Genomic DNA, 26,055 nt, shown 5'->3' with positions numbered 1-26,055 from the left:
TTTTTTATTGACCCACCAGCCTGGAATCAGTCGGCAGTGGCCTCTTCCGGCTTGGCCTTGCCTTCTTTCTTCGGCAAAGGCTGGATGTCGAGCAGAACCTCGGTCTTGCTCTCGTCACGGTCGTCCAGGTCCACCGTCAGACGGCCGCCCTCGGTCAGGCGACCGAACAGCAATTCGTCTGCCAGCGCACGGCGAATCGTGTCCTGGATCAGGCGCTGCATAGGACGGGCGCCCATGAGCGGATCGAAGCCCTTTTTCGCCAAATGCTTGCGCAGCTTGTCGGTAAAGGTGACATCGACCTTCTTCTCGGCCAGTTGGGTCTCCAGCTGCAGCAGGAACTTGTCGACCACGCGCAGGATGACCTGCTCGTCCAGCGCCTTGAAGTTCACGATCGCGTCCAGCCGGTTGCGGAACTCCGGTGTGAACAGGCGCTTGATGTCACCCATCTCGTCGCCGGCCTGGCGCGGGTTGGTGAAACCGATGGTCGCCTTGTTCATGGTCTCGGCTCCCGCATTGGTCGTCATGATGATGATGACATTGCGGAAGTCGGCCTTGCGCCCGTTGTTGTCGGTCAGCGTGCCGTGGTCCATGACCTGCAGCAGCACGTTGAAGATGTCGGGGTGAGCCTTCTCGATCTCGTCGAGCAGCAGCACCGCGTGCGGCTTCTTGGTGATGGCCTCGGTCAGCAGGCCCCCTTGGTCGAAACCGACGTAACCCGGAGGCGCGCCGATCAGACGGCTGACCGCATGGCGCTCCATGTACTCCGACATGTCGAAGCGGATCAGGTCCACGCCCATGATGTAAGCCAGCTGCTTGGCGGCTTCGGTCTTGCCGACGCCGGTGGGACCGCTGAACAGGAAGGAACCGATCGGCTTGTCTGGCTTGCCCAGGCCCGAGCGCGCCATCTTGACGGCCGAGGCCAGAACCTCCAGCGCCTTGTCCTGCCCGAACACCACGCTCTTGAGGTCGCGCTCCAGTGTCTGCAGCTTGCTGCGGTCGTCGTTGGACACATTGGCCGGCGGAATGCGCGCGATCTTGGCCACAATGTCCTCGATCTCGTTCTTGCCGATGGTCTTCTTGCGCTTGGACGGCGTGAGGATGCGCTGGGCGGCGCCCGCTTCGTCGATCACGTCGATCGCCTTGTCCGGCAGATGACGGTCGTTGATGTACTTGGCCGACAGTTCGGCCGCGGCCTGCAGCGCGGCGTTGGCGTACCTGACGTTGTGGTGTTCTTCGAAGCGCGACTTGAGGCCCTTGAGGATCTCGATGGTCTCGGGCACGGTCGGCTCCACCACGTCCACCTTCTGGAAACGGCGTGACAACGCTGCATCTTTCTCGAAGATGCCACGGTATTCGGTGAAGGTGGTCGCACCGATGCACTTGAGCTGGCCGCTGGAGAGCGCCGGCTTCAGCAGGTTGGACGCATCCAGTGTGCCGCCCGAGGCCGCACCGGCACCGATCAAGGTATGGATCTCGTCGATGAACAGAATGGCGTGCGGCTTGTCCTTGAGCGACTTGAGAACGCCTTTCAGACGCTGCTCGAAATCGCCACGGTATTTGGTGCCGGCCAGCAAGGCCCCCATGTCCAGCGAGTAGACATTGGCCTCGGCCAGGATCTCCGGCACGTCCTTCTGCACAATGCGCCAAGCCAAGCCCTCGGCAATCGCGGTCTTGCCGACACCGGCCTCGCCCACCAGCAGCGGGTTGTTCTTGCGGCGACGGCACAGGATCTGGATCACGCGCTCGACCTCGTACTCGCGGCCGATCAGCGGATCGATCTTGCCATCCTTGGCCGCCTGGTTCAGGTTCTGGGTGTACTGCTCCAGCGGCGAAGCCTTCTCGTTCTTCTCGCTGCCAGCGCCCTCTTCGCCCTCGACCGGTCCTTCGCCGGCGGCCTTGCCGGGCTCGGGCTGATCGCTCTTCTTGATGCCGTGGGCAATGAAATTGACCACATCCAGGCGCGTGACGCCCTGCTGGTGCAGGTAGTAGACAGCGTGCGAATCCTTCTCGCCGAAGATCGCCACCAGCACATTGGCACCGGTGACTTCCTTCTTGCCGCTGCCAGTGGACTGCACATGCATGATGGCGCGCTGGATCACGCGCGGGAAACCCAGCGTGGGCTGGGTGTCCACGTCGTCGGTACCGGCCACCTGCGGTGTGTTGTCCTTGATGAAGTTGGAGAGCGACTTGCGCAGATCGTCGATATTGGCCGCACAGGCGCGCAGCACCTCAGCCGCGCTGGGGTTATCGAGCAAGGCCAGAAGCAAATGTTCCACCGTGATGAACTCATGGCGTTGCTGGCGTGCTTCGACAAACGCCATGTGCAAACTGACTTCCAATTCTTGGGCAATCATGTGATTTCCTTTGCCTTGCTTACAAACTTACTTTAATCCGATTCGCCCAACCGTCCAACAGTTCCGGACGTGAAAGAAGAATGACTTTTCGGTTGCTACTCCACCGGTTCACTGACGCATTTCAGCGGATGCCCGGCCTTGTTCGCCGCCTCCAGCACCTGATCCACCTTGGTGGCTGCCACATCCTTGGTGTAGACGCCACAGACGCCTTTGCCGTCCAGATGGATCTTGAGCATGATCTGCGTCGCCGTTTCCAGATCCTTGTTGAAATACTCCTGAATCACGACCACCACGAACTCCATCGGGGTGTAGTCGTCATTGAGCATGACGACCTGGTACATCTGCGGCGGCTTGACTTTCTGCGTCCGCCGCTCCAGAACGACCGAGCCGCCGTCATCCCGGCTCGGCTGCTGAACCGGCGGCGCAGGTGGTGTTACGGGTGATTTCGTGGCCATGGATTCATTCTATCGAGCGCGCCTGCAGCTCGCTGCCTGTAAGTGAATTGGTGACGTTTTTTCTGCATTCAAGCCACAAAATCCGGGCAGCATAAAAAAACCGCCCCCGGCGGATACCGGGCGCGGTTGATCGTTGGGTCTGCGAAACGGCCGTTACGGGCTGCCGCCCAGCCGGGCCTTACATGTGGTCGATCATCACCTGGCCGAAGCCGGAACAGCTCACCTGGGTCGCACCCTCCATCAGGCGGGCGAAATCGTAGGTCACCTTCTTGCTCAGAATGGACTTCTCGAGCGAATGGATGATCAGGTCCGCCGCTTCCTTCCAGCCCATGTGGCGCAACATCATCTCGGCCGACAGGATTTCCGAGCCCGGGTTCACATAGTCCTTGCCCGCGTACTTCGGCGCCGTGCCGTGGGTCGCCTCGAACATGGCCACGGTGTCGCTCAGGTTGGCGCCCGGGGCGATGCCGATGCCGCCGACCTGGGCCGCCAGCGCATCGGAGATGTAGTCGCCATTCAGGTTGAGCGTGGCCACCACGCTGTACTCAGCCGGGCGCAAGAGGATCTGCTGCAGGAAGGCATCGGCGATGACGTCCTTGATGACGATGTCACGGCCGGTCTTCGGATTCTTGAACTTGCACCACGGGCCGCCATCGATCAGCTCGGCGCCGAACTCCTTCTGGGCCAGCGCGTAGGCCCAATCGCGGAAGCCGCCCTCGGTGAACTTCATGATGTTGCCCTTGTGCACGATGGTCACATTGGGCTTGTCGTTGTCGATGGCGTACTGGATGGCCTTGCGCATCAGGCGCTCGGTGCCCTCGATCGACACCGGCTTGATGCCGATGCCGGAGGTCTCGGGGAAGCGGATTTTCTTCACCCCCATCTCGTCGATCAGGAACTTGATCAGCTTCTTCGCCTTGTCGGACTGGGCTTCGTATTCGATGCCAGCGTAAATGTCTTCCGAGTTCTCGCGGAAGATCACCATATTGGTCTTTTCGGGCTCCTTGACCGGCGACGGCACGCCCTTGAAGTACTGCACCGGACGCAGACAGACGTAAAGGTCCAGCTCCTGGCGCAGCGCCACATTGAGCGAGCGGATGCCGCCGCCCACCGGGGTGGTCAGCGGCCCCTTGATGGACACCACATACTCGCGCACCACGTCCAGGGTTTCCTGCGGCAGCCAGACATCGGGGCCGTAGATCTTGGTCGACTTCTCGCCGGCATAGACCTCCATCCAGTGGATCTGGCGGCGGCCAGCGTAGGCCTTGGCCACAGCGGCATCCACCACTTTCAGCATTACCGGGGTGATGTCCAGGCCGGTACCGTCGCCTTCAATGTACGGGATGATGGGCTGGTCCGGCACATTGAGCGACATGTCGGCATTGACGGTGATTTTCTGGCCCGCAGGGGGCACCTGGATGTGCTGGTACATGGAATCACTTCTCCATTTTCTGATGCAAACGCATGTCTTTGTAGGATGACCCGGGGCCATCCGCATCGGCGCCCGGGGTGCAATGCGCGAAGTTTAGTCCCAAATGCATGCCCGGCTCCCCGGCCAGAATGCAGGACAATGCCCTCGCACCCAACTGTTTCCCATGATTCAATGCCATCCATGAAGTCTCTTGCACACAGCCTTGCCGTTCTGCTCATGGTCATGACCGGTCATGCACTGGCACAGGACGCCCCCCAGCTGAACCTGCCACGCGTCCAACTGACTGTCGGCATGTACCGGATCGATGCCCAGGTGGCGCATACCCACGAGCAGCGTGCCACCGGCCTGATGTTCCGCCGTGACATGCCGCTGCACGAGGGCATGCTGTTCGTGTTCGAGCAGCCGGCCGGCCAATGCTTCTGGATGAAAAACACCTTGCTGCCGCTGACGGCCGCCTTTGTGGCCGACGACGGCACCATCGTCAATCTGGCGGACATGAAGCCGCAAACCACCGACTCGCACTGCTCGGCCCAACCGGTGCGCTACGTGCTGGAGATGAATCAGGGCTGGTTCGCCAAGCGCGGCATCAAGGCTGGGGCCAAACTGGGCGGCCAACTGTTTGAAGGTCGCAAGTAAGAGCCGACACAAGGCCCAAGCAACACCCGGCGTCGCAACACGGGTAGCCCCAAAAACAGAGGCGATCCGGACTTGCGTCCGGATCGCCTCTTGGTTGGGTGCCTGCCGGTCGCGTTGACCTTGACCGGCAGCAGGCGGCTTAGGCCTTCACAGAGGCCAGCGCGGCGTTCAAGGTCTTGCTCGGACGCATCACGGCATCGAGCTTGGCGAAGTCCGGCTTGTAATAACCGCCGATGTCCACCGGCTTGCCTTGCACAGCAGCCAGCTCGGCCACGATGGTCTGCTCGTTGTCAGCCAACTGCTTGGCCAACGGGGCAAACTTGGCTGCCAGCGCCGCATCGTCCTTCTGTGCCGCCAGTTCCTGGGCCCAGTACAGGGCCAGGTAGAACTGGCTGCCGCGGTTGTCCAGCTGACCGGTCTTGGGCGATGGGTTCTTGTTGTTGTCGAGCAGCTTGCCGGTGGCGGCATCCAGTGTCTTGGCCAGGATCTTCGCCTTGGTGTTACCCGCCTTGATGCCCAGTTCCTCCAGCGACACCGCCAAGGCCAGGAACTCACCGAGCGAGTCCCAGCGCAGGTGGTTCTCCTCCACCAGCTGCTGGACGTGCTTGGGAGCCGAGCCACCAGCGCCGGTTTCGTACATGCCACCGCCCGCCATCAGCGGCACGATGGACAGCATCTTGGCCGAGGTGCCCAATTCCATGATCGGGAACAGGTCGGTCAGGTAGTCGCGCAGGATGTTGCCGGTGGCGCTGATGGTGTCCAGGCCGCGGATGACACGCTCCAGCGTGTAGCGCATGGCACGCACCTGGCTCATGATCTGGATGTCCAGCCCGGTAGTGTCGTGCTCGTGCAGGTACATCTTGACCTTGGTGATGAGCTGGGCTTCGTGCGGGCGATACTGGTCCAGCCAGAACACCACCGGCATGCCGGAGTTGCGGGCACGGGTCACGGCCAGCTTGACCCAGTCGCGGATGGCGGCATCCTTGACTTGGCACATGCGCCAGATGTCACCTTGCTCGACGTTCTGGCTCATCAGCACTTCGCCGGTGGCCAGGTCGGTGATGTTGGCCACACCGTCTTCCGGAATCTCGAAGGTCTTGTCGTGCGAGCCGTATTCCTCGGCCTGCTGGGCCATCAGGCCGACGTTGGGCACCGTGCCCATGGTCTTGGGATCGAAGGCACCATGCCACTTGCAGAAGTTGATCATCTCCTGGTAGATGCGGGCAAAGGTCGACTCCGGCATCACGGCCTTGACGTCCTTCAGGCGGCCGTCAGCGCCCCACATCTTGCCGCCGTTGCGGATCATGGCCGGCATGGAAGCGTCCACGATGACGTCATTGGGCGAATGGAAGTTGGTGATGCCCTTGGCGGAATCCACCATGGCCAGCTCCGGGCGGTGCTCGTGGCAGGCGTGCAGGTCACGCTTGATCTCGTCCTGCTTGGACTGCGGCAGCGTGGCGATCTTCTCGTACAGGTTGGCCATGCCGTTGTTGACATTGACGCCCAGTTCTTCAAACAGCTTGCCGTGCTTCTCGAAGGCTTCCTTGTAGAAGATCTTGACGCAGTGGCCGAACACGATGGGGTGCGAGACCTTCATCATGGTGGCCTTCACGTGCAGCGAGAACATCACACCGGTCTTGCGGGCGTCTTCGATTTCCTTTTCATAGAACTCGAGCAAGGCCTTCTTGCTCATGAACATGCTGTCGATCACTTCGCGGTCGAGCAAGGACACCTTGGGTTTGAGCACGATGGTCTTGCCGCTCTTGGTGATCAGCTCCATCTTCACGTCACGCGCCTTGTCCAGCGTCATCGACTTCTCACCGTGGTAGAAGTCGCCGTGGTGCATGTGCGAGACGTGGCTGCGCGAAGCCTGGCTCCACTCGGCCATCGAATGCGGGTTCTTGCGTGCGTAGTTCTTCACGGCGGCCGGGGCGCGGCGGTCGGAATTGCCTTCGCGCAGCACCGGGTTGACGGCACTGCCGATGCACTTGGCATAACGGGCGCGGATCGCCTTGTCTTCTTCAGTCTTCGGATCTTCCGGGTAGTCGGGGATCTTGTAACCCTTGGACTGCAGTTCGCGGATGCAGGCGATCAGCTGGCCCTGCGAAGCACTGATGTTGGGCAGCTTGATGATGTTGGTGTCAGGCAGCAGCGTCAGGCGGCCCAGTTCAGCCAGGTTGTCGGGCACACGCTGTGCCTCGGTCAGGCATTCCGGGAAGGCCCCCAGCACGCGCGCGGCCACCGAGATATCGCTGGTGGCCACGTTGACGCCTGCCGGCTCGGCAAAGGTGCGGATGATGGGCAGAAAGGAGCTGGTCGCCAGCAGCGGGGCTTCGTCGGTCAGCGTGTAGATGATGGTGGGTTGCTGGGTGCTCATATACCTTATCTCCAGAGATCGTGGTCGAAATCCTGCCGGTCAGTGGTGCCGATCGGCCAAATCAGTTGATGGTTCGAGATTTTGCTTTCTGTGCTCTGACATTCAACCCGTTTTTTGAATCCGAATCTCACGATGCAAAATTTCCATCAATAAAAACCAGAATTTTTTTCATTTAGTCTTATAAAAGACACATGACTGCCGGCCAAGCCGCCGGTAACACCGCCGTGCCACCGCGTCATCCGGAAACAAAAAGGGCCTGAAGACCGTTGATCTTCAGACCCTTGCGCTGGCGCGGCGGAAATCAGGCGAAATTCTTCGCCGCGAAGTCCCAGTTCACCAGCTTGTCAAAGAAGGTCTCGACGAACTTCTGGCGCAGGTTGCGGTAGTCGATGTAGTAGGCGTGCTCCCACACATCCACCGTCAGCAGGGCCTTGTCGGCGGTGGTCAGCGGCGTGCCGGCGGCACCGGTGTTGACGATGTCCACCGAACCGTCGGCCTTCTTCACCAGCCAGGTCCAGCCGGAACCGAAGTTGCCGACGGCCGACTTGACGAAGGCTTCCTTGAAGGCCGCATAGCTGCCCCACTTGGCGTTGATGGCAGCGGCCAAGGCACCGGTGGGCTCACCGCCGCCGTTGGGCTTCATGCCGTTCCAGAAGAAGGTGTGGTTCCAGATCTGGGCGGCGTTGTTGTAGATGCCGCCGCTGGACTTCTTGATGATGGACTCAAGGTCCATGCTCTCGAACTCGGTGCCCTTTTGCAGGTTGTTCAGGTTTACCACATAGGCGTTGTGGTGCTTGCCGTGGTGGTACTCCAGGGTTTCCTTGGAGTAGTGCGGCGCCAGGGCGTCGATGGCGTAAGGCAGTGCGGGCAGGGTATGTTCCATGATGTCCTCGTGGGTTTGTTGTTCGAAAGCGCCGATTGTAGGAATTAATTTTTGCTGCGTGGTGACACGGTCAAATCAACCTTGCCATCGGCAAGGGTGGCTTGCAACGCCTGGCCGGCAAAGGTCTGGCCCACCTGCGTGATGGTGCGGCCCTCTTCGTCACTCAGCCAGGCATAACCACGCTGCAGCACCAGCGTCGGATCGAGCAGCCCCAAGCGCAAAGCGGCACGCTCCAGCCGCTGCTGCATGCCGGCCAGCCCGCGGCGCATCTGCTGCGGCAAGGCCAGCTCCAGTTGCTGCAGGTCGCGCCGGCACTGGCGGGTGGCGTGCTCCGCCGCAAAACGCAGGCGCTGGGCCTGGCCGGCCAGTGCCAGGCGCTGACGTGCGGCCAGCGCCGAAGGACGCCCGAGCCGGCTGGCCGCCAGGTCGAGCCGTTGGCTCTGGCTGTCGAGCACGCGCGTCACCGCATCGTCCAGCCGCCCCTGCAGCAGATCGAGCGCACCCAGCCAGAGGTCGCGCGGTTCGGCCACCAGCTCGGCCGCAGCTGTCGGCGTGGGCGCGCGCAGGTCGGCCACGAAGTCGGCAATGGTGAAGTCGGTCTCGTGGCCGACACCGCAGACGATCGGCACCGGGCTCTGCGCCATCGTGCGCGCCAGACGCTCGTCGTTGAAGGCCCACAGGTCTTCCATCGAGCCGCCACCGCGCACCAGCAGGATGACGTCAACCGCCGGTTTATCGGCCGAATCGGGCTCCAGCCCTTGTCCCTGCTGCGCCAGGCGATACAAATTTGATAGCGCCGCCACCAGTTCCGCCGGCGCATTGGCGCCCTGCACGGACGCCGGCGCCAATACCACCGGAATGTGCGGCACGCGCCGCTGCAACGCGGTCACCACGTCGTGCAGTGCCGCGGCGCCAAGCGAGGTCACCAGGCCGATGGCGCGCGGCATGGTCGGCAGCGCCCGCTTGCGCGCCGCCTCGAACAGGCCCTCGCCTTCCAGCTTGGCCTTGAGCTTGAGGAACTGCTCGAACAGTGCCCCCTGCCCCGCCCGGCCCATGGATTCGACGATCAGCTGCAGGTCGCCCCGTGGTTCGTACACGCCCAGCCGACCGCGCACCTCGACCAGCTCGCCATCGCGCGGGCTGAAGTCGAGCAGGCTGGCCGCGCGGCGGAACATGGCGCAGCGGATCTGCCCGCTTTCGTCTTTCAGCGAGAGGTAGCAATGCCCGCTGGATGCGCGCGAGAAGCCCGAAATCTCGCCGCGCACCGCGACGGGATTGAAGCGGGCATCCAGCGCATCAGCAATGGCGCGGCACAGCGCGCCAACTTGCCAGATGCGGGCCGAAGAAACGGGAAATTCAGGAGCGGACATCAGTTGAAATGCGGCTTGGCGAGACATGTTGCAGTGCATTACTCCACAAGCGGGCGGGCTGCACGGCCAAAATGGCGAAAGTGGCACCGGGCCACGGACTTTCGTTGCAAGTCATTGATTCTTTTGAGTTTTTCACTGCCTCATTTGTGATCGTTTTGTTGCGAGACCGCATGGATGCGGCCTGCGAGCACATATCAAGGTACTTCTTCACAAAGTTATCCACAATTTTTGTGGGATGACACAACTCGAAACATCCGGCCGCTGAACCCCTCCCCGGCAAGACCGAAGAGCCGTCAGGACGTGGGCCATAATCGCACAGCTTCAATCTGCGCGGAGGGCTCTCTTTGTTTTCGATCATACAAGCCGCAGGCTGGCCGATCTGGCCCCTCATCGCCTGCTCCATCCTGGCGTTGGCCCTCATCATCGAGCGCTTCCTCAGCCTCAAGACCGAAAAAATCGCCCCGCCGAAACTGCTCGATGAAACCCTGCTGATCTCGCGCCAGACGGTGCCGGCACTCGACATCGTCGCCCAGCTGGAACAGAACTCGGCGCTGGGCGAAGTGCTGGCCAGCGGCTTTCGTGCCCTGCACGCCAACCCGCGCTGCAGCGACGACGACCTGCGCGCCAGCATGGAGGCCAGCGGCCGCGCGGTCGCCCACCGGCTGGAGCGCTACCTGAGCGCGCTGGCCACCATCGCCTCGGCCGCACCGCTGCTGGGCCTGCTGGGTACCGTGATCGGCATGATCGAGATCTTCGGCTCGCAAACGCCCACCGGCGGCGCGCCCGGTGGCAACCCGGCGCAGCTGGCACACGGCATCTCGGTCGCCCTGTACAACACCGCTTTCGGCCTGATCGTGGCCATCCCCTCGCTGATCTTCTGGCGCTACTTCCGGGCCCGTGTCGACGCCTACCTGCTGACACTGGAACTGGCGGCCGACCGGCTGGCACGCCACCTCAATCATTTACGCAAGGCCGGATAACGATGAACTTCCGCCCGCGCCAGAAAGATGAACCGGAGATCAACCTGATCCCCTTCATCGACGTGCTGCTGGTGGTGCTGATCTTCCTGATGCTGACCACCACCTACAGCAAGTTCACCGAGATGCAGCTGCGCCTGCCGGTGGCCGACACCGAAGCCCAGCGCGACTACCCGCGCGAAGTGATCGTGGCCGTCAGCAGCGACGGCGCCTACATGGTCAACCGCGCACCGGTGGCCGGGCGCAGCATCGAAGCGCTGGTCAGCGCCCTGAGCGAGGGCGCCAAGGCCGGCAAGGACACCGTGGTCATCATCAGTGCCGACGCCAGTGCGCGCCACCAGTCGGTGGTCACCGTGATGGAAGCGGCCCGCCGCGCCGGCCTGACGCAAATCACCTTTGCCACCCAGTCCTCGGCCCGCGCCGGAGCCAATTAGGTCTATGCCCAGCCCGTCGCAGCCGGCCTGGCAGCGCACCTTGCTGCAAAGCTGGCAGCGGCGCGGCCCGCTGGCCTGGTTGCTGTGGCCGTTCTCGCTGCTGCTGGGCGCGCTGGTGCTGTTCCGGCAGGGCTTGTACCTCAGTGGGTTTCTGCGCCGCGAGTCGCTGCCGGTGCCCGCCATCGTGGTGGGCAATGTGGTGGCCGGCGGCGCCGGCAAGACGCCGGTGGTGATGGCACTGGTTCAGCACCTGCAAGCCCGCGGCCTGCGGCCCGGCGTGATCTCGCGCGGCTACGGCCGCCAGACCCAGGACTGCCGCGAGGTCCTGCCCGCCAGCGCCGCGCAGGACGTGGGGGATGAGCCGGCCCTGATCCAGCGCCGCACCGGTGCGCCCGTGTTCGTGGCCGCGCGCCGGATCGACGCGGCCCTCGCCCTGCTGGCACGCCATCCCGACACCCGTGTCCTGGTCAGCGACGACGGCCTGCAGCACCTGAGCCTGGCACGTGACATCGAGATCTGTGTGTTCGACGACCGCGGCATCGGCAACGGCTTCCTGTTGCCTGCGGGTCCCTTGCGCGAGCCCTGGCCACGCCCGGTCGATCTGGTGCTGCACAGCGGCGCCCGGCCGGCCTTCACCGGCTACCGCTCGCAACGCACCCTGGCTGATCACGCGCTGCGCGCCGATGGCAGCCGTGTCGAACTCACCACGCTGGCCCACAACAGTCAGCCGCTGCTGGCACTGGCGGCGATTGCGCAACCGCAGGCCTTTTTTGCCATGCTGCAGGCCCAGGGCCTGTTGCTGGCACAAACCCAGGCGCTGCCAGACCACTATGATTTTGATAGCTGGTCGCGCCCGTCCGACAAGGACTACATTCTCATTTGCACCGAAAAAGACGCCATCAAGCTGTGGCACCGGCACCCCGACGCCCTGGCGGTGCCGCTGGAGTTCATGCCGGAACCGGGCTTTTTCGCCGCGTTCGATCGTCTGCTCGAAGACGCCATGCACGCGCGGCTATCATCGCCCCATGGACACACGACTTCTTGAACTGCTGGTCTGCCCCGTCACCAAGGGCCCGCTGGAATACAACCGCGACAAGCAGGAACTGATCTCGCGCAGCGCGCGCCTGGCCTACCCGATCCGCGACGGCATTCCGGTGCTGCTGGAGAACGAGGCCCGGGTACTGACCGATGAAGAACTGGAACGCTGACGCTCGCCCGGCATGAGCTACACCGTCCTGATCCCGGCCCGCCTGGCCTCGACCCGCCTGCCCAACAAACCATTGGCCGACATTGCCGGCCTGCCCATGGTGGTGCGCGTGGCGCAGCGCATCAGCGCCGGCCTGCCGGCCGGCACCCGCGTGGTGGTGGCCGGCGACAGCCCCGAGATTCTGCAGGCCTGCCAGCAGCATGGCGTGCAAGCCGTGCTGACACGCCAGGACCACCCCAGCGGCAGCGACCGCCTGGCCGAGGCCTGCGACCTGCTGCACCTGCCCGATGACAGCCTGGTGGTCAATGTGCAGGGTGACGAGCCGCTGATCGACCCCGCCCTGGTCTCCGCCGTGGCCGAACTGCTGACACAGCGTCCCGAGGCCAGCATGAGCACGGCGGCCCACCCCATACACGAGGTGGCCGACTTCCTCAACCCGAACGTGGTCAAGGTGGTGCTCGATGCACGCAACCTGGCGCTGTACTTCAGCCGGGCACCCATCGCCTGGTGGCGCGACGGCTTTGCCCAAGGGGTGAAGGCCCTGCCCTCTCCGGCGCCACTGCGCCACATCGGCCTCTATGGCTACCGGGTCGGCTTCCTGCGCCAGTTCCCCCAACTGGCGCAGGCACCGCTGGAGGTCACCGAAGCGCTGGAGCAGTTGCGCGCCATGTGGCACGGCCACCGCATCGCCGTGCACGTGACGCCGGATGCCCCGGGTGCTGGCGTCGACACCCCTGAGGACCTGGAGCGCGTGCGCCGTCTGTTGGGCCACTGACCGGTTCGCGGGCTGTTAAGGTGAAGCAACCGCCGGTGTAAGCTTGGCCGCAGCCTGCCATGCTATCCTCAGCCCCCAAACGAGCGGTTTAACGCACCTTCGTGGTGCCTAGCATCGCCACTGGTTCTGATTCACCCGAGGATATCCATGAGACTGATTCTGTTGGGCGCCCCTGGCGCCGGCAAAGGCACGCAAGCTGCATTCATCTGCCAGAAATACGGCATTCCGCAGATTTCCACTGGCGACATGCTGCGCGCCGCCGTCAAGGCCGGCACCCCGCTGGGTCTGCAGGCCAAGGCCGTGATGGAATCCGGCGGCCTGGTCAGTGACGACCTGATCATCAACCTGGTGAAGGAACGCATTGCCCAGCCGGACTGTGCCAAGGGCTTCCTGTTCGACGGTTTCCCGCGCACCATTCCGCAGGCCGACGCCATGAAGGCTGCCGGCGTCAAGCTCGACTACGTGCTGGAGATCGATGTGCCGTTCGAAGCCATCATCGAACGCATGAGCGGCCGCCGCTCGCACCCTGCCTCAGGCCGCACCTACCACGTCAAGTTCAACCCGCCCAAGGTGGCTGGTCTGGACGATGTCACTGGCGAGCCGCTGGTGCAACGCGACGATGACAAGGAAGAAACCGTGAAGAAGCGCCTGGACGTCTACAGCGCCCAGACCCGCCCCTTGGTGGACTACTACGGCAACTGGGCCAAGGCCGACCCGGCCGCCGCGCCCAAGTACCGCGCCATCAGCGGCATGGGCAGCGTTGACGAGATCACCGCGCGCGCCCTGCAGGCCCTGGCCAGCTGAGCCCGGCTGCGCTGCAAAAGAAAAAAGGCCGCGTCAGCGGCCTTTTTCATGGGCGGCTGCGCCGCCTCAGAACAGCTCGATCACACCCACCTTGTCATCGGTCTGCAGCTGCCCCTGCTCGATCAGCTGCTCATAGGAGCGCACCTGGTTGCGGCCATGCCCCTTGGCGAAATACACCGCCTGGTCGGCCCGCTCACAGGCCACGCTGGGCGAGTCACCCCGCCGTACCTGGGTCAGGCCAATACTCACGGTGATGCGCCCGACCTGCGGAAACCGGTAGTTCTCCATGTTGGCGCGGACCCGCTCCAGCGCGCTCAAGGCCGACGCCTCATCCGGGCAGCGCAGCAGGACGACAAACTCCTCGCCACCGAAGCGGAAGACGCGGTCCAGCGAACGCAGTGTCGTCTTGAGCAGGCGCGCGACCAGCAGCAGCACCTCGTCACCGATCGAATGCCCGTGCACATCATTGACCTGCTTGAAATGGTCCACATCCAGCATCGCCAGCCAGTAGGCGGCCGGTGCCACATGGCGGCGCTCGGGCCAGCCGGCCGGCGGGGCCACCGCGTCACCTGATTCGTCACCAGGCTCATCACGCAGCACCTTGAAAAAAGCATCGTCAAATGACTTGCGGTTCAGCAGCCCGGTCAACGCGTCGCACTCGCTGTAATCCAGCATGCCCTGCATGTTGCGGTAGACACTCAACAGGCGGCCCAGCACGTTCAATGAGGCCGGGCTCAGGGGGGTGGAGGAGCGAATCTCGATGACACCCTGCCCTTGCGCGCGGAGGTCATCGAACAGGGGCCATATCGCCAGACAGGCGCCACCATCGGTCGTCGGCGCGACGTCCACCGCTTGCAGGTGCTCCAGACAACGCTGGCGATGCGGGTCCTCCTCCAGGCGCTGCAACTGCTGCACCTGAACCCACAAGGGGTCCGACAAGACCTTCAGCCGGCCGCCGCGCTCGCGTTGCACCAGCGGCAGCCAGTAGCGTTGGCCAGCTTCGCTCACCACGCCAACCAGTGTTACCTGCTGCGGCTTGAGCAACGCCATCAAGGCATCCACCAGCGCACCGTCGAGCAAGTCCCGGTCCCGATGCTGCGTCAGCGCAATGACATGATCGACCAGACTGGACATAGCAACGCTCATGTGATTTCCGTCATGGGGTTCCTGAACCGCCGAGGATGGCATTGTGCCGCCTCGCCACCGTGCCGCATCATACGAGAGACAGCATCAAAGCCAGCCGCGCCTTCACCGGGGACAAACCCTGTGAGTCCGGCCAGGCATCTCCCGGCCGCGGCCAGACACGGCCCTGAGCACAGCGGGTGGCCCGCACCACCCGCACACCCTGTGCCACCGCCCGCTGCAGCGCAACTTCCAGCGCTTGGTGCAGGGTCCCGTTGCCGGTGGCGGCCACCACCAGTCCGCGCACCGGCGGTGCCCCGAAACGCGCCGCCACATCCGGCGCCACCAGCGCGTCGATCGTCGCAGCGGTCACCGCCGCATGGCTCAGCACAATTTCAACCCGCGGCCAGGTCGCCAGATTTGCTATCTTTTCAATAGCATCTGGCGCATACTCCACGGCGGATACCGGCCAATTTCGCCACAAGACCACGCGCCCTTGCACCACCTGCCCCAGATCACCCGCCTCGCCCGAGGTGAAGGCGTCAAGCTGCCAGGTGTGGGCCTTCTGCACGTCGAAGGCGCTGTGGATCCGGCCTGCGCACACCACCACCACGCCATGCGCGCCCGGCTCGGCCGCCACCGCAAAGGCATCCAGCAGATTCTGCGGGCCATCGGCGTCAATGGCTGTCGCCGGGCGCATGGCACAGGTCAGCACCACGGGCTTGGTCGGTGCCAGCAGCGCCTGCAGCAGGTAGGCGGTTTCCTCCAGCGTGTCAGTGCCGTGCGTGATCACCAGGCTCTGCACCTCGGGCTGCGCCAGCCAATGCTGGCAGCGTCGCAGCAGGGCCTGCCAGACACCCAGGTCCATGTCTTTGCTGTCGATCTGCGCCACCTGCTCACTCACCAGCTCGAACGATTGCGGCAACGGCAGGCCCGCCAGCAACTCCGCCACCCCCTTTTGCGCGGCGACATAGGCACGGTCGGTCGGGCTGGCGGCGGTCCCCGCAATGGTGCCGCCGGTGCCCAGAACCACTATTTTTTTGCCTTGCGAACGTGTTTGCACTTGCAAATCCCAAAAAACTGGTTAAAAATACAGTTACTGGATATCAAGACAGTAGTCTTAGCCCAGCCGCCAACGAGGAGTCATCATGATGGACCTGCCCCAGTTTCCGGTGAAACTCACCGCCCGCCAGCAACAGATCCTGGACCTGATCCAGAGCGCCATTGCACGCACCGGCGCCCCACCGACACGTGCCGAGATTGCCGCCGAGCTGGGCTTCAAGTCAGCCAATGCCGCTGAGGAGCACTTGCAGGCCTTGGCCCGCAAAGGCGTGATCGAGCTGGTCAGCGGCACCTCGCGCGGCATCCGGCTGCAAGGCGATGCCCTGCGTTCCATCAACGAATCCCGTATCAAACAGTTCTCCCTGCCTCTGCCCGATCTGGCCCAACTGGCCCTGCCCCTGATCGGCCGTGTGGCTGCCGGTTCGCCGATTCTCGCGCAGGAACATGTCGACCAAACTTACTACGTCGAAAACTCGCTGTTCCAGCGCAAACCCGACTACCTGCTCAAGGTGCGCGGCATGTCGATGCGCGACGCCGGCATCATGGACGGCGATCTGCTGGCGGTGCAGGCCACCAAGGACGCCAAAAACGGCCAGATCGTCGTGGCCCGCCTGGGTGAGGAAGTCACGGTCAAGCGTTTCCGCCGCAACAAGCACCTGATCGAACTGCACCCCGAAAACCCGGATTACCAGACCATCGTGGTCGAGCCCGGTGAACCGTTTGAAATCGAGGGTCTGGCCGTCGGCCTGATCCGCAACACCATGCTGATGTAAGCGGCACACAAAGAGAGCACCTCCATGAACATCGCCTTCTTTGCCGAACCGCGTACCTGGGCGCCACTCCAGGGCCTGCTGCGCTGGCTGGCACCGGCCGTCGCGCCTCTGGGCCAAGCCACACCCCAGCCCCGCACCTCACCGGCCGCACGCCTGGACACCCTGCCGGCCTGCCAGCGCCGCTTGAACCGCAGCGATGTCGCTCCGTCGCGGCTGGTGCAGCGCCGCCCCTTGCGCGTTGTCCGCATCATGGAAGCCGGCCAGGCGCCGGCCCAGGTCGGACGCATGGTGATCTCCGGCCGCCTGGCCGATGTCTGCGCCGAACTCGACCGCCTGGCCGCCTGCGAAGCCGCGTCACACTAGGACCTGTTCACACTCATTTGGCGTGGTTTTCGCCTCGTTCGCACTTTGAAATGCGTGTGAACAGGCCTTAACACATTCAGCGGCCCAGTTTTACCCGCACCTGACGCCGTGCGCTGCAGCTCGCAGGCACAATAGCGTCATGAATATTGTGATTCTGGACGATTACCAGGACGCCGTTCGCAAGCTCGAATGCGCGACCAAGCTGGAAGCCTTCCCGGCCAAGGTCTATACCAACACCGTCAAGGGCATCGGCCAGCTGTCAGTACGGCTGCGCGACGCCGACATCATCGTGCTGATCCGTGAGCGCACCCACATCACGCGCGCCCTGGTCGAGAAACTGCCGCGACTCAAGCTCATTGCCCAGACCGGCCGCGTCGGCGGCCACATCGACATTGCCGCCTGCACCGAACGCGGCATTGCCGTGGCCGAAGGCAGCGGTTCACCGGTTGCGCCTGCCGAGTTGACCTGGGCCCTCATCATGGCCGCCATGCGCCGCCTGCCGCATTACATCGGCAACCTCAAGCATGGTGCCTGGCAGCAGTCCGGCCTCAAGGCCGGCTCCATGCCACCCAACTTCGGCCTGGGCAATGTGTTGCGCGGCAAGACCCTCGGCATCTGGGGCTACGGCAAGATCGGCCAATTGTTGGCGGGTTACGGCCGGGCCTTCGGCATGCGCGTGCTGATCTGGGGGCGTGAGCCCTCGCGCGAGAAAGCGCTGCAGGACGGCTATGAGGCCGCCGCCAACCGCGAGGATTTCTTCGCACAGAGCGACGTCATCAGCGTACACCTGCGTCTGAACGACGAAACACGTGGCATCGTCACCGCCGACGATCTGGCACGCATGAAAACCACGGCACTGTTTGTCAACACCTCGCGCGCCGAACTGGTCGAGCCCGACGCACTGATCGGCGCCCTCAACCGCGGCCGTCCCGGCATGGCCGCGGTCGACGTGTACGAGAACGAACCCATTCTGCAGGGCCAGGCCCTGCTGCGGCTGGAAAACTGCATCTGCACGCCCCACATCGGCTACGTCGAGCAGGAAAGCTACGAGATGTACTTCGGCGCCGCCTTCGACAACGTGGTCAATTTCATCAAGGGCACGCCGACCAACATCGTGAATCCTGGCGCACTGCAGGTCCGGCGCTGAGCCGCTGCACGCCCATGCCGGAGTTGCCACGCCACGCCCCCGCCCTGCCTGCCGCGTTGTGGGCGCTGATGGCCGGCAACTTCATCATCGGCACCGGGGTGATGATCGTGCCCGGCACGCTCAATGACATCAGCCACTCGCTGGAGGTTCCGGTCCCGGTGGCCGGCCAGCTGATTTCCGCCGCCGCCCTGATGATGTGCCTGGGCGCGCCCCTGCTCGCCACGCTGGTAGCCCAGTGGGACCGCAAACGCCTGCTGGCCCTGTCCCTGCTCTGGTACGGTCTCATGCATCTGCTGAGCGCCACCATGCCGGGCTTCTCGTCCCTGCTGGTGGTGCGCGTGCTCAGCGTCATTTCACCTGCCATCTTCACGCCACAGGCGGCGGCCTGCATCGGGCAACTCGTGCCGGCCTCGCAACGGGGCCGGGCCATCAGCCTGGTCTTCCTGGGCTGGTCCGTCGCTTCGGTGCTCGGCATGCCGCTGGGAGCCTGGATCGGTGGCACGCTGGGCTGGCGGGCGGCCTTTGTCGGGGTTGGCCTGCTGAGTTTTACCAGCGCCCTCTGGGTCTGGCGCGTCATGCCCGATGGCGTGAAGCCCCCCGCCTTCTCCCTGGGCGCCTGGCGCGAAACGCTGCAGTCGCGTCCGCTCATGCTGTGCGTGGCCGTGACGGCCCTGTTCTCCGCCGGCCAATTCGTCCAGTTTGCCTATCTGGCGCCGTATCTGAAAGCCCTGTTCGACGTCACGCCGCTGCAGTTGAGCCTGATGTTCGCCTGGTTCGGCGCCTTCGGCTTTGCCGGCAACCTCTGGGTATCGCGCCACATCGACCGGCTCGGCGCCTCGCGCGCCGTGATGCTGTCCATGGGTGGCATGGCCTTGAGTCTGGCCCTCTGGCCACTGGGCAGCAACCTGCTGCTCACGGCACTGGTGCTGGTGCCCTGGGCCTTGGGCTGCTTTGCCGCCAATTCGGCGCAGCAGGCCCGGCTGTCCGGTATGTCACCGGCGCTCGCGTCGGGCTCGATTGCCCTCAACACCTCGGCCATCTATGCCGGCCAGGCCCTTGGCGCCGCCAGCGGTGGCTGGCTGATCGCCCATGACCGGATGTCCATGCTGCACTGGGCCGGGTTGGCCGGCATGAGCCTGGCCCTGCTGACCAGCTGGCTGGCCACGCGGGCCGCCCGGAGCCAGACAGCAGGCCAGGGCAGCTGAGCGCCCACCGTCCGCTCAGGCGGTTTTCTTCGCGCGCAGCGCCATCATCTGCTCGGTGCTGCTCTTGCGGTCGGCATTGACGGTCTGCATGCTGGGGCGCTCGCCCATCTTCTTGACATAGTCGCGCACCGGCAGCGCGGCCAGCACGTCCTCACCGTAGATGATCTTGCTGGCGCTGGACACGAGCGGCAGGTGCGCCACGGCAGCACAGTCTGCCAGCGTGAATTCGGGCCCGGCAATGTAGGGCGCGAACTTGGCCAACTTGGCAAAACCATGCACGCCCTTGAGCAGCAGCTTGTGCGTGCGCTCCTTGACTTCGTCCGACACCTTGCCGCCGAAAAAGGCTTCCGGGTAGAGGTTGCGTGCCACCAGCTCCAGATGCAGCTCGCTGTAGATCAGGATCTCGCGCACCTTGGCCGCGGCATAGGGATCGGCCGGCAGCAGCGGCTTTTGCGGATAGGCCGCCTCGATGTACTCGGCACAGGCACCCGACTCGGAGATCGGGCCGTGCGGCGTGTCCAGGAACGGCACCTTGCCCATGGGCGAGCGGTCCACCAGCAAGGCCTCGGTATGACCGGTCCAGACCAGTTCCTCGACAAAAGGAACCTCTTTCTCCAGCAGTTGCAGCTTGATCTTGTTGTAGTAGTTGCTGGCGGAGAAGCCGCACAATTTCAAAGTCATGATGTCTCCAGAAGTTGTTGGTACACCCGGCTTGTTGTTCCATGCCCGGATGCAAGTGAATGGAATTCTTCAGCCACCCGAGTCTCGCCGATGGCTGGCCGCATCATAGTCCGGCAGGTGACTCGGCAGCATTTGAAGGCCGGGAGATAATTCCAGCATGAAACCTGTCTACGCACACATCGCCGTCGTCGGCACCGGCGCCATGGGCCGGGGCATTGCCCAGATTGCCGCCCAGGCTGGCAGCACCGTCACCCTTTACGACACCCAGCCCGCGGCCATGGCCGCCGCCCAACAGGCCATCGCCAGCCAGTGGGACAAGCTGCAGGACAAAGGCCGCATGGACGCAGCGACCGTCGCTGCCTGCAAGGCGCGCCTGCAAAGTGCCAACGCACTGACCGATCTGGCCAGCTGCGACCTGGTGGTGGAAGCCATCGTCGAGAAGCTCGAAGTCAAGGCCGCGCTGTTTGCCCAGCTCGAAGAGATCGTGCGCCCGGAAGCCGTGCTGGCCAGCAACACCTCCTCGCTGTCCATCACCGCCATTGCCGCCAAGCTCAAGCATCCGCAGCGCGTGGCGGGTTACCACTTCTTCAACCCGGTGCCGCTGATGAAGGTGGTGGAGGTCATCGCCGGCCTCAAGACCGCGCCGGCCGTCTGCACCGCCTTGAGCGAGTACGCCCGCCAGATGGGCCACACGCCGGTGACGGCGCAGGACACGCCCGGTTTCATCGTCAACCACGCCGGCCGCGGTTACGGCACCGAGGCGCTGCGCATCGTCAGCGAGGGCGTGGCCGACTTCGCCACCATCGACCGCATCCTGCGCGACCAGGTCGGCTTCAAGCTCGGCCCCTTCGAGCTGATGGACCTGACCGCGCTCGACGTCTCACACCCGGTGATGGAGTCGATCTACCACCAGTACTACGAAGAAGCACGCTACCGCCCCAGCGTCATCACGGCACAGCGCCTGGCCGGCGGCGTGCTCGGCCGCAAGACGGGCGAAGGCTTCTACCGCTATGAGAACAACGTGGCCCAGGTTGCCCCGGAACCACCGGTGCCGCAGGTGGCCGAGATGCCGCCGGTCTGGGTCTCGCCGCGCGCCGCACGCCGCGCCGAACTGCTGCAGCTGCTGAAGGACCTGGGCGCGAAGATCGAGACCGGCCAGTCGCCTTCGATGCAGGCACTGACCTTGGTTGCACCGCTCGGCTTCGACGTCACCACCGTGGCGGTGGTGGAGCGGCTCGACCCGGCGCGCACGGTCGGCATCGACATGCTGATCGACGATGCAGCCACCAAGCGCCGCGTGCTGGCCACGAACCCGGCCACCCGTGCCGACATGCGCGATGCCGCCCACGCCCTGTTCGCACGCGACGGCAAGGCGGTGAGCGTGATCCGCGACAGCGGCGGCTTCGTGACGCAGCGCGTGGTGGCCACCATCGTCAACATCGCCACCGACATCTGCCAGCAGCGCATCTGCACCCCCGCCGATCTGGAAACCGCCGTCACGCTCGGCCTGGGCTACCCGCTGGGGCCGCTGGCCATGGGCAACCTCTACGGCCCGACCAATGTGCTGGAAGTGCTGTTCAACCTGCAGACGGTTTATGGCGACACGCGCTACCGCCCCAGTCCCTGGCTGCGCCGGCGTGGTGCCATCGGTCTGAGCCTGCTGCACGAGGAAGAGTGAACCGGCCCCAGACATGCGACACTCGACAAGCCGCCGGGCCGTTCCCAAGGCGAATTCCATAGCGCGCCGCGCGGAGGTTACCTATTCATGAGCGCACAACTCCACAGCACCAGCCAGGGCCGCACCATGGTGCTGACCCTCTCCAACCCGGGCCAGCGCAACGCACTCGGCCCCGCCATGTATGCCGCCGGTGTCGAGGCGCTGAATGTGGCCGAGACCAATCCCGAGATCAGGAGCGTCGTCATCACCGGTGAAGGCGCGCTGTTTTCAGCGGGCGGCAATCTGCAGCGCCTGCAGGACAACCGCCAGCAGGAACCATCTGTGCAGGCCGAAAGCATCGAGGGCTTGCACAACTGGATCGAGGCCATCCGCACCTTCCCCAAGCCGGTGGTCGCTGCCGTCGAAGGCGCGGCGGCTGGCGCCGGCTTCTCTCTGGCGCTGGCCTGCGACTTCATCGTCGCCGCCAGCGACGCGGTGTTCGTCATGGCCTATAGCAACGTGGCGCTTTCGCCCGATGGCGGCGCCAGTTGGAGCCTGGCGCAGGCCCTGCCGCGCCAACTGGTGAACGAGTTGCTGCTGTGCGGCGAACGCATCAGCGCCGAGCGCCTGCACACGCTGGGCCTGGTCAACCGCGTTGCCCAGCCCGGCCAGGCGCTGGACGATGCCCTGGCGCTGGCGGAAAAACTCAATGCCCGCGCACCCAACACCCTGGCCAGCATCAAGGAGCTGGTCAACGAAGCCGCCGGCAATTCGCTGACGCGCCAGCTGGCGCTGGAGCGCGATCATTTCGTGCGCAACCTGCACCATGCCAATGCCGGCATCGGCATCACAGCCTTCCTGGCCAAGCAGACACCACGCTACGACTGAGCCGCTGCATTCACCTGTGTTGCCGTCGCAGACGCACAGGTGACAACCCCTAGTCGGCCGGGCCGTCCCGCGCGCGACAATGGACCTGTTTTCAGTCACCCAAAAGACAGTCCATGGACGACCCGATTCTTACCATCGAGGAACGATCAGCCATCAACGCTGGTCGCTGGTTTTCAACCCTGTCACCTTCACTGCGACACGACATCCTTCGATGCGCCTACGTCAAACGCTACAAAGACGGCGACCTGATCTGTGCCCGCGGCGAGCCCCCCGAGGATTGGGTGGCCTGCGCCAGAGGTGCGGTACGCGTCAGCTCGACCTCGATCTCGGGCAAGCAGGTCACGCTGACCTACGTCGAGCCGGGCGTCTGGTTCGGCGATGTGTCGATCTTCGACGGCGACCGGCGCACACACGATGCCTATGCGCATGGCGACACCACCACGCTGTGCGTTGCCAAGGCCGACTTCAAGAAAATCCTCGCCAACCATGTCGAGCTCTACGAAGCGCTGCTGCGTCTGCATGCGCGGCGCATCCGCCAGCTCTACGGCCTGGTGGAGGACCTCAACACCCTGCCCTTGCGCGCGCGGCTGGCCAAGCAACTCGTGCACCTGTTGCGCAGCTATGGCGTTCCTTCGCTCAGCGATGGCAGCGAAACACGCATCGGCCTGCAACTGGCTCAGGAGGAACTGGCCCAGCTGCTGGGGGCCTCGCGCCAGCGCGTCAACCAGGAACTCAAGGCGATGGAACGCGAGGAAGCGATCCGTATCGAGCCGGGCGGCCTGGTCATCCGCGACCGCGATGCACTGATGCGCATCATTGAATCCGACCATTAAAAGCTTCCCGCCTCCTTGACCATGAGTGACTTTGACCATTTCGTCGGCACCCGTCCCGTTCCGGCCTCCCACGCCTTTGACGTGGCGGCGCTCCAATCCTGGCTGACAAGCAATCTCGAAGGCTTTGTCGGCCCGCTGAGCGTAGAAGCCTTCAAGGGCGGCCAGTCCAACCCGACCTACAAGCTCATCACGCCCAGCCGCAGCTACGTCATGCGCGCCAAGCCGGGGCCGGTGGCCAAGCTGCTGCCCTCGGCGCATGCCATCGAGCGCGAATACGCCGTGATGAGCGGCCTGTACGGCACCGAAGTGCCGGTGCCGCGCATGTACTGCCTGTGCGAAGACGAGTCGGTCATCGGCCGCGCCTTCTACATCATGGAGTTCATGGAGGGGCGCGTGCTGTGGGACCAGTCGCTGCCCGGCATGACGCCGGCCGAGCGCACGGCCATCTACAACGAGATGAACCGCGTCATTGCCGCCCTGCACCGCGTCAAGTTCGCCGAGCGTGGCCTCGCCAACTACGGCAAACCCGGCAATTATTTCGAACGCCAGATCGGCCGCTGGAGCAAGCAGTACCAGGCCTCGGCCGATGGTGCCGGCCCGATGTCGCAGCCGATCCCCGAGATGGAGCAGCTGATCCAGTGGCTGCCGGCCCACATCCCGGCCGGTGCGCGCGACGAAGCCATGGTCAGCATCGTGCACGGCGACTACCGGCTCGACAACCTGATGTTCCACCCCACCGAGCCGCGCGTGCTGGCGGTGCTGGACTGGGAACTCTCCACCCTGGGCCACCCGCTGGCCGACTTCAGCTACCACTGCATGGCCTGGCACATCCCGCCGGGTGCATTCCGCGGCATCGGCGGGCTCGACTTCAAGAGCCTGGGCATCCCGGGCGAGGACGAGTACATCCGCCTCTACTGCGAACGCACCAGCCTGGCCACGCCCGAAGCCCTCAAGGCCGACTGGAACTTCTACATGGCCTACAACATGTTCCGCATCGCCGCCATCCTGCAGGGCATCGCCAAGCGGGTGGAAAACGGCACTGCCTCCAGCGCCCAGGCGCAGAAATCCGCCGCCGGCGCACGGCCGCTGGCCCAGATGGCCTGGCAGTTCGCGCAAAAAGCCTGACCCGAGCAACGCATTCAACCCCAGGAGATTCCCATGGATTTCGACTACTCCCCCAAGACCAAGGAACTGCAGGCACGCCTGCTCAAGTTCATGGATGAGCACATCTATCCGAACGAGCAGTCCTTCCACGACGAGATCGAAGCCAACACCCGTGCCGGCAAACGCTGGACGCCGCTGCAGCTGATCGAGAAGCTGAAAGTGAAGGCGCAGGAGCAAGGCCTGTGGAACCTGTTCCTGCCGCAGGACAGCGCAGAGATCGCCGGCGTCAAGGCGGCCGGCCTGACCAACCAGGAGTACGCGCCGCTGGCCGAGATCATGGGCCGCGTGCACTGGGCCCCCGAAGTGTTCAACTGCTCGGCGCCCGACACCGGCAACATGGAAACCATCGCCCGCTACGGCTCGGCCGAGCATCGCCAGCAATGGCTGCAGCCGCTGCTGGCCGGCAAGATCCGCTCGGCCTTTGCCATGACCGAGCCCGAGGTGGCCTCCAGTGATGCCACCAACATCGAGACCCGCATCGAGCGCCAGGGCGACGACTACGTCATCAACGGCCGCAAGTGGTGGACCTCCGGTGCCGGCGACCCGCGCTGCGCCATCTACATCCTGATGGGCAAGACCGACCCGGAGGCGCCGCGCCACTCGCAGCAAAGCATGATCCTGGTGCCGGCCAACACGCCCGGCGTGACGGTGGTGCGCCCCTTGAGCGTGATGGGCTACGACGATGCGCCGCACGGCCACATGGAAGTGCTGTTCCAGAACGTGCGCGTGCCGGCCTCCAACATCCTGCTCGGTGAAGGCCGCGGTTTCGAGATCGCCCAGGGCCGCCTCGGCCCGGGCCGCATCCACCACTGCATGCGCCTGATCGGCCAGGCCGAGCGTGCGCTGGAATACATGTGCAAGCGCGCTTCCGCGCGCGTCGCGTTCGGCAAACCGGTGGCGGCGCAGACTGTGACGCAGGAACGCATTGCCGAGGCCCGTTGCAAGATCGACATGGCACGCCTGCTCACGCTCAAGGCGGCCTGGATGATGGACGTGGCCGGCAACAAGTTCGCCAAGAACGAGATCGCCATGATCAAGGTGGTGGCCCCCAGCATGGCCTGCCAGGTGATCGACTGGGCCATGCAGGTGCATGGCGGCGGTGGCATGAGCCAGGACTTCCCGCTGGCCTATTCCTATGCCAATGCCCGTACCCTGCGTTTTGCGGACGGCCCGGACGAGGTGCACCGCAATGCGATTGCCAAGCTTGAGTTGGGCAAGTATGCTGCCAACCCGAAGCCCGTCGAAATGCCCATCACCCGCGGATGCTGACTAAGCTCACCCCCAGGCTGCGCGCACTTCGTGTCGCTCCGCCACCCCCTTGCAGGGGGCAACGCCAGTGGCCCGGCAAAGCCGGTGCCACGGCGTTCCGCGCTTGGACTCTTCGTGTGCGACGGTATCACAGGAAAGCAAAATGCTATTATTTTGATAGCCTCTTGCGCAATAGCGACAAGGTCTT

The 26,055-nt window shown here is 64.3% G+C and carries 25 protein-coding genes; 16 read left to right on the top strand and 9 right to left on the bottom strand.

Going from position 1 to position 26,055, the window contains the following annotated elements; genetic code table 11:
- Positions 1-26 precede the first annotated feature (26 nt).
- From clpA to icd, 3 genes are all read right to left on the bottom strand, one after another.
- Positions 27-2,354, bottom strand: a complete 2,328-nt coding sequence (clpA, locus tag CDE01S_RS12540; protein ID WP_066707978.1) for an ATP-dependent Clp protease ATP-binding subunit ClpA — start codon at positions 2,352-2,354, stop codon at positions 27-29.
- Between the two features lie 95 nt (positions 2,355-2,449).
- Complete coding sequence (clpS, locus tag CDE01S_RS12535; RefSeq protein ID WP_066707975.1) at positions 2,450-2,809, bottom strand: ATP-dependent Clp protease adapter ClpS; 360 nt, start codon at positions 2,807-2,809, stop codon at positions 2,450-2,452.
- Positions 2,810-2,987: 178 nt separating this feature from the next.
- The gene (icd, locus tag CDE01S_RS12530; protein WP_066707971.1) at positions 2,988-4,241 is read right to left on the bottom strand and encodes an NADP-dependent isocitrate dehydrogenase; all 1,254 of its coding nucleotides are present in this window, start codon (positions 4,239-4,241) and stop codon (positions 2,988-2,990) included.
- Between the two features lie 180 nt (positions 4,242-4,421).
- Between icd and CDE01S_RS12525 the strand changes: the two genes are divergently transcribed.
- Complete coding sequence (locus tag CDE01S_RS12525; protein WP_066707968.1) at positions 4,422-4,877, top strand: DUF192 domain-containing protein; 456 nt, start codon at positions 4,422-4,424, stop codon at positions 4,875-4,877.
- Positions 4,878-5,016: 139 nt separating this feature from the next.
- On the opposite strand, the gene CDE01S_RS12520 is transcribed toward CDE01S_RS12525, so the two are convergent.
- The 3 genes from CDE01S_RS12520 to xseA form a co-directional block, all read right to left on the bottom strand.
- On the bottom strand, positions 5,017-7,254 hold the full coding sequence (locus CDE01S_RS12520) for an NADP-dependent isocitrate dehydrogenase (RefSeq protein ID WP_066707966.1): 2,238 nt from the start codon (positions 7,252-7,254) through the stop codon (positions 5,017-5,019).
- Between the two features lie 301 nt (positions 7,255-7,555).
- Positions 7,556-8,137: a superoxide dismutase gene (locus CDE01S_RS12515; protein WP_066707964.1), complete on the bottom strand. Its 582-nt coding sequence runs from the start codon at positions 8,135-8,137 to the stop codon at positions 7,556-7,558.
- A gap of 44 nt (positions 8,138-8,181) precedes the next feature.
- Positions 8,182-9,507, bottom strand: coding sequence for an exodeoxyribonuclease VII large subunit (xseA, locus tag CDE01S_RS12510; RefSeq protein WP_066707962.1), 1,326 nt, complete (start codon positions 9,505-9,507; stop codon positions 8,182-8,184).
- A gap of 344 nt (positions 9,508-9,851) precedes the next feature.
- Here xseA and CDE01S_RS12505 point away from each other — a divergent pair, with 344 nt between their 5' ends.
- From CDE01S_RS12505 to adk, 6 genes are all read left to right on the top strand, one after another.
- Positions 9,852-10,487, top strand: a complete 636-nt coding sequence (locus CDE01S_RS12505; RefSeq protein ID WP_066707960.1) for a MotA/TolQ/ExbB proton channel family protein — start codon at positions 9,852-9,854, stop codon at positions 10,485-10,487.
- Between the two features lie 2 nt (positions 10,488-10,489).
- Entirely contained in the window at positions 10,490-10,918 is a 429-nt protein-coding gene (locus CDE01S_RS12500) for an ExbD/TolR family protein (RefSeq protein WP_066707958.1), read from the top strand.
- Between the two features lie 4 nt (positions 10,919-10,922).
- On the top strand, positions 10,923-11,963 hold the full coding sequence (gene lpxK / locus CDE01S_RS12495) for a tetraacyldisaccharide 4'-kinase (RefSeq protein ID WP_066707955.1): 1,041 nt from the start codon (positions 10,923-10,925) through the stop codon (positions 11,961-11,963).
- Positions 11,944-12,126 (top strand): Trm112 family protein, encoded by a 183-nt coding sequence (locus CDE01S_RS12490; protein WP_066707953.1) that lies wholly within the window; start codon positions 11,944-11,946, stop codon positions 12,124-12,126. The genes lpxK and CDE01S_RS12490 overlap by 20 nt, the downstream gene beginning before the upstream one ends.
- Before the next feature lie 12 nt (positions 12,127-12,138).
- The gene (gene kdsB / locus CDE01S_RS12485; protein WP_066707950.1) at positions 12,139-12,900 is read left to right on the top strand and encodes a 3-deoxy-manno-octulosonate cytidylyltransferase; all 762 of its coding nucleotides are present in this window, start codon (positions 12,139-12,141) and stop codon (positions 12,898-12,900) included.
- Positions 12,901-13,047: 147 nt separating this feature from the next.
- On the top strand, positions 13,048-13,704 hold the full coding sequence (gene adk, locus CDE01S_RS12480) for an adenylate kinase (RefSeq protein WP_066707947.1): 657 nt from the start codon (positions 13,048-13,050) through the stop codon (positions 13,702-13,704).
- A gap of 66 nt (positions 13,705-13,770) precedes the next feature.
- On the opposite strand, the gene CDE01S_RS12475 is transcribed toward adk, so the two are convergent.
- Together CDE01S_RS12475 and CDE01S_RS12470 are read right to left on the bottom strand one after the other, a co-directional pair.
- Positions 13,771-14,850, bottom strand: coding sequence for a GGDEF domain-containing protein (locus CDE01S_RS12475; RefSeq protein ID WP_066707944.1), 1,080 nt, complete (start codon positions 14,848-14,850; stop codon positions 13,771-13,773).
- Between the two features lie 67 nt (positions 14,851-14,917).
- Entirely contained in the window at positions 14,918-15,889 is a 972-nt protein-coding gene (locus CDE01S_RS12470) for an asparaginase (RefSeq protein WP_066707941.1), read from the bottom strand.
- 88 nt (positions 15,890-15,977) lie between these two features.
- On the opposite strand from CDE01S_RS12470, the gene lexA reads away from it, so the two are divergent.
- The 4 genes from lexA to CDE01S_RS12450 all read left to right on the top strand — a co-directional run bounded on the left by lexA (position 15,978) and on the right by CDE01S_RS12450 (position 19,376).
- Positions 15,978-16,661 (top strand): transcriptional repressor LexA, encoded by a 684-nt coding sequence (gene lexA / locus CDE01S_RS12465; protein WP_439648676.1) that lies wholly within the window; start codon positions 15,978-15,980, stop codon positions 16,659-16,661.
- Positions 16,662-16,685: 24 nt separating this feature from the next.
- Positions 16,686-17,024, top strand: a complete 339-nt coding sequence (locus tag CDE01S_RS12460) for a hypothetical protein (protein WP_066707935.1) — start codon at positions 16,686-16,688, stop codon at positions 17,022-17,024.
- 139 nt (positions 17,025-17,163) lie between these two features.
- Positions 17,164-18,171 (top strand): D-2-hydroxyacid dehydrogenase family protein, encoded by a 1,008-nt coding sequence (locus CDE01S_RS12455; protein WP_066707931.1) that lies wholly within the window; start codon positions 17,164-17,166, stop codon positions 18,169-18,171.
- A 14-nt stretch (positions 18,172-18,185) separates the two neighbouring features.
- Positions 18,186-19,376, top strand: coding sequence for an MFS transporter (locus CDE01S_RS12450; RefSeq protein WP_157077119.1), 1,191 nt, complete (start codon positions 18,186-18,188; stop codon positions 19,374-19,376).
- A 15-nt stretch (positions 19,377-19,391) separates the two neighbouring features.
- Here the strand turns inward: CDE01S_RS12450 and CDE01S_RS12445 are convergent, their stop codons facing one another.
- On the bottom strand, positions 19,392-20,057 hold the full coding sequence (locus tag CDE01S_RS12445) for a glutathione S-transferase (protein WP_066707928.1): 666 nt from the start codon (positions 20,055-20,057) through the stop codon (positions 19,392-19,394).
- A 157-nt stretch (positions 20,058-20,214) separates the two neighbouring features.
- Between CDE01S_RS12445 and CDE01S_RS12440 the strand changes: the two genes are divergently transcribed.
- The 5 genes from CDE01S_RS12440 to CDE01S_RS12420 all read left to right on the top strand — a co-directional run bounded on the left by CDE01S_RS12440 (position 20,215) and on the right by CDE01S_RS12420 (position 25,868).
- Positions 20,215-21,735, top strand: coding sequence for a 3-hydroxyacyl-CoA dehydrogenase (locus CDE01S_RS12440; protein WP_066707921.1), 1,521 nt, complete (start codon positions 20,215-20,217; stop codon positions 21,733-21,735).
- An 87-nt stretch (positions 21,736-21,822) separates the two neighbouring features.
- Complete coding sequence (locus tag CDE01S_RS12435; protein ID WP_066707916.1) at positions 21,823-22,602, top strand: oxepin-CoA hydrolase, alternative type; 780 nt, start codon at positions 21,823-21,825, stop codon at positions 22,600-22,602.
- Between the two features lie 113 nt (positions 22,603-22,715).
- Positions 22,716-23,435, top strand: coding sequence for a Crp/Fnr family transcriptional regulator (locus CDE01S_RS12430; protein ID WP_066707914.1), 720 nt, complete (start codon positions 22,716-22,718; stop codon positions 23,433-23,435).
- Between the two features lie 21 nt (positions 23,436-23,456).
- Positions 23,457-24,560, top strand: a complete 1,104-nt coding sequence (locus CDE01S_RS12425; RefSeq protein ID WP_066707913.1) for a phosphotransferase — start codon at positions 23,457-23,459, stop codon at positions 24,558-24,560.
- Between the two features lie 33 nt (positions 24,561-24,593).
- Entirely contained in the window at positions 24,594-25,868 is a 1,275-nt protein-coding gene (locus CDE01S_RS12420; protein ID WP_066707905.1) for an acyl-CoA dehydrogenase family protein, read from the top strand.
- The last annotated feature ends 187 nt before the right edge of the window (positions 25,869-26,055 follow it).

The organism is Curvibacter delicatus NBRC 14919, from assembly GCF_001592265.1.
GTDB lineage: Bacteria > Pseudomonadota > Gammaproteobacteria > Burkholderiales > Burkholderiaceae_C > Hylemonella > Hylemonella delicata.
This window is presented reverse-complemented; position numbering and strand designations above follow the sequence as displayed.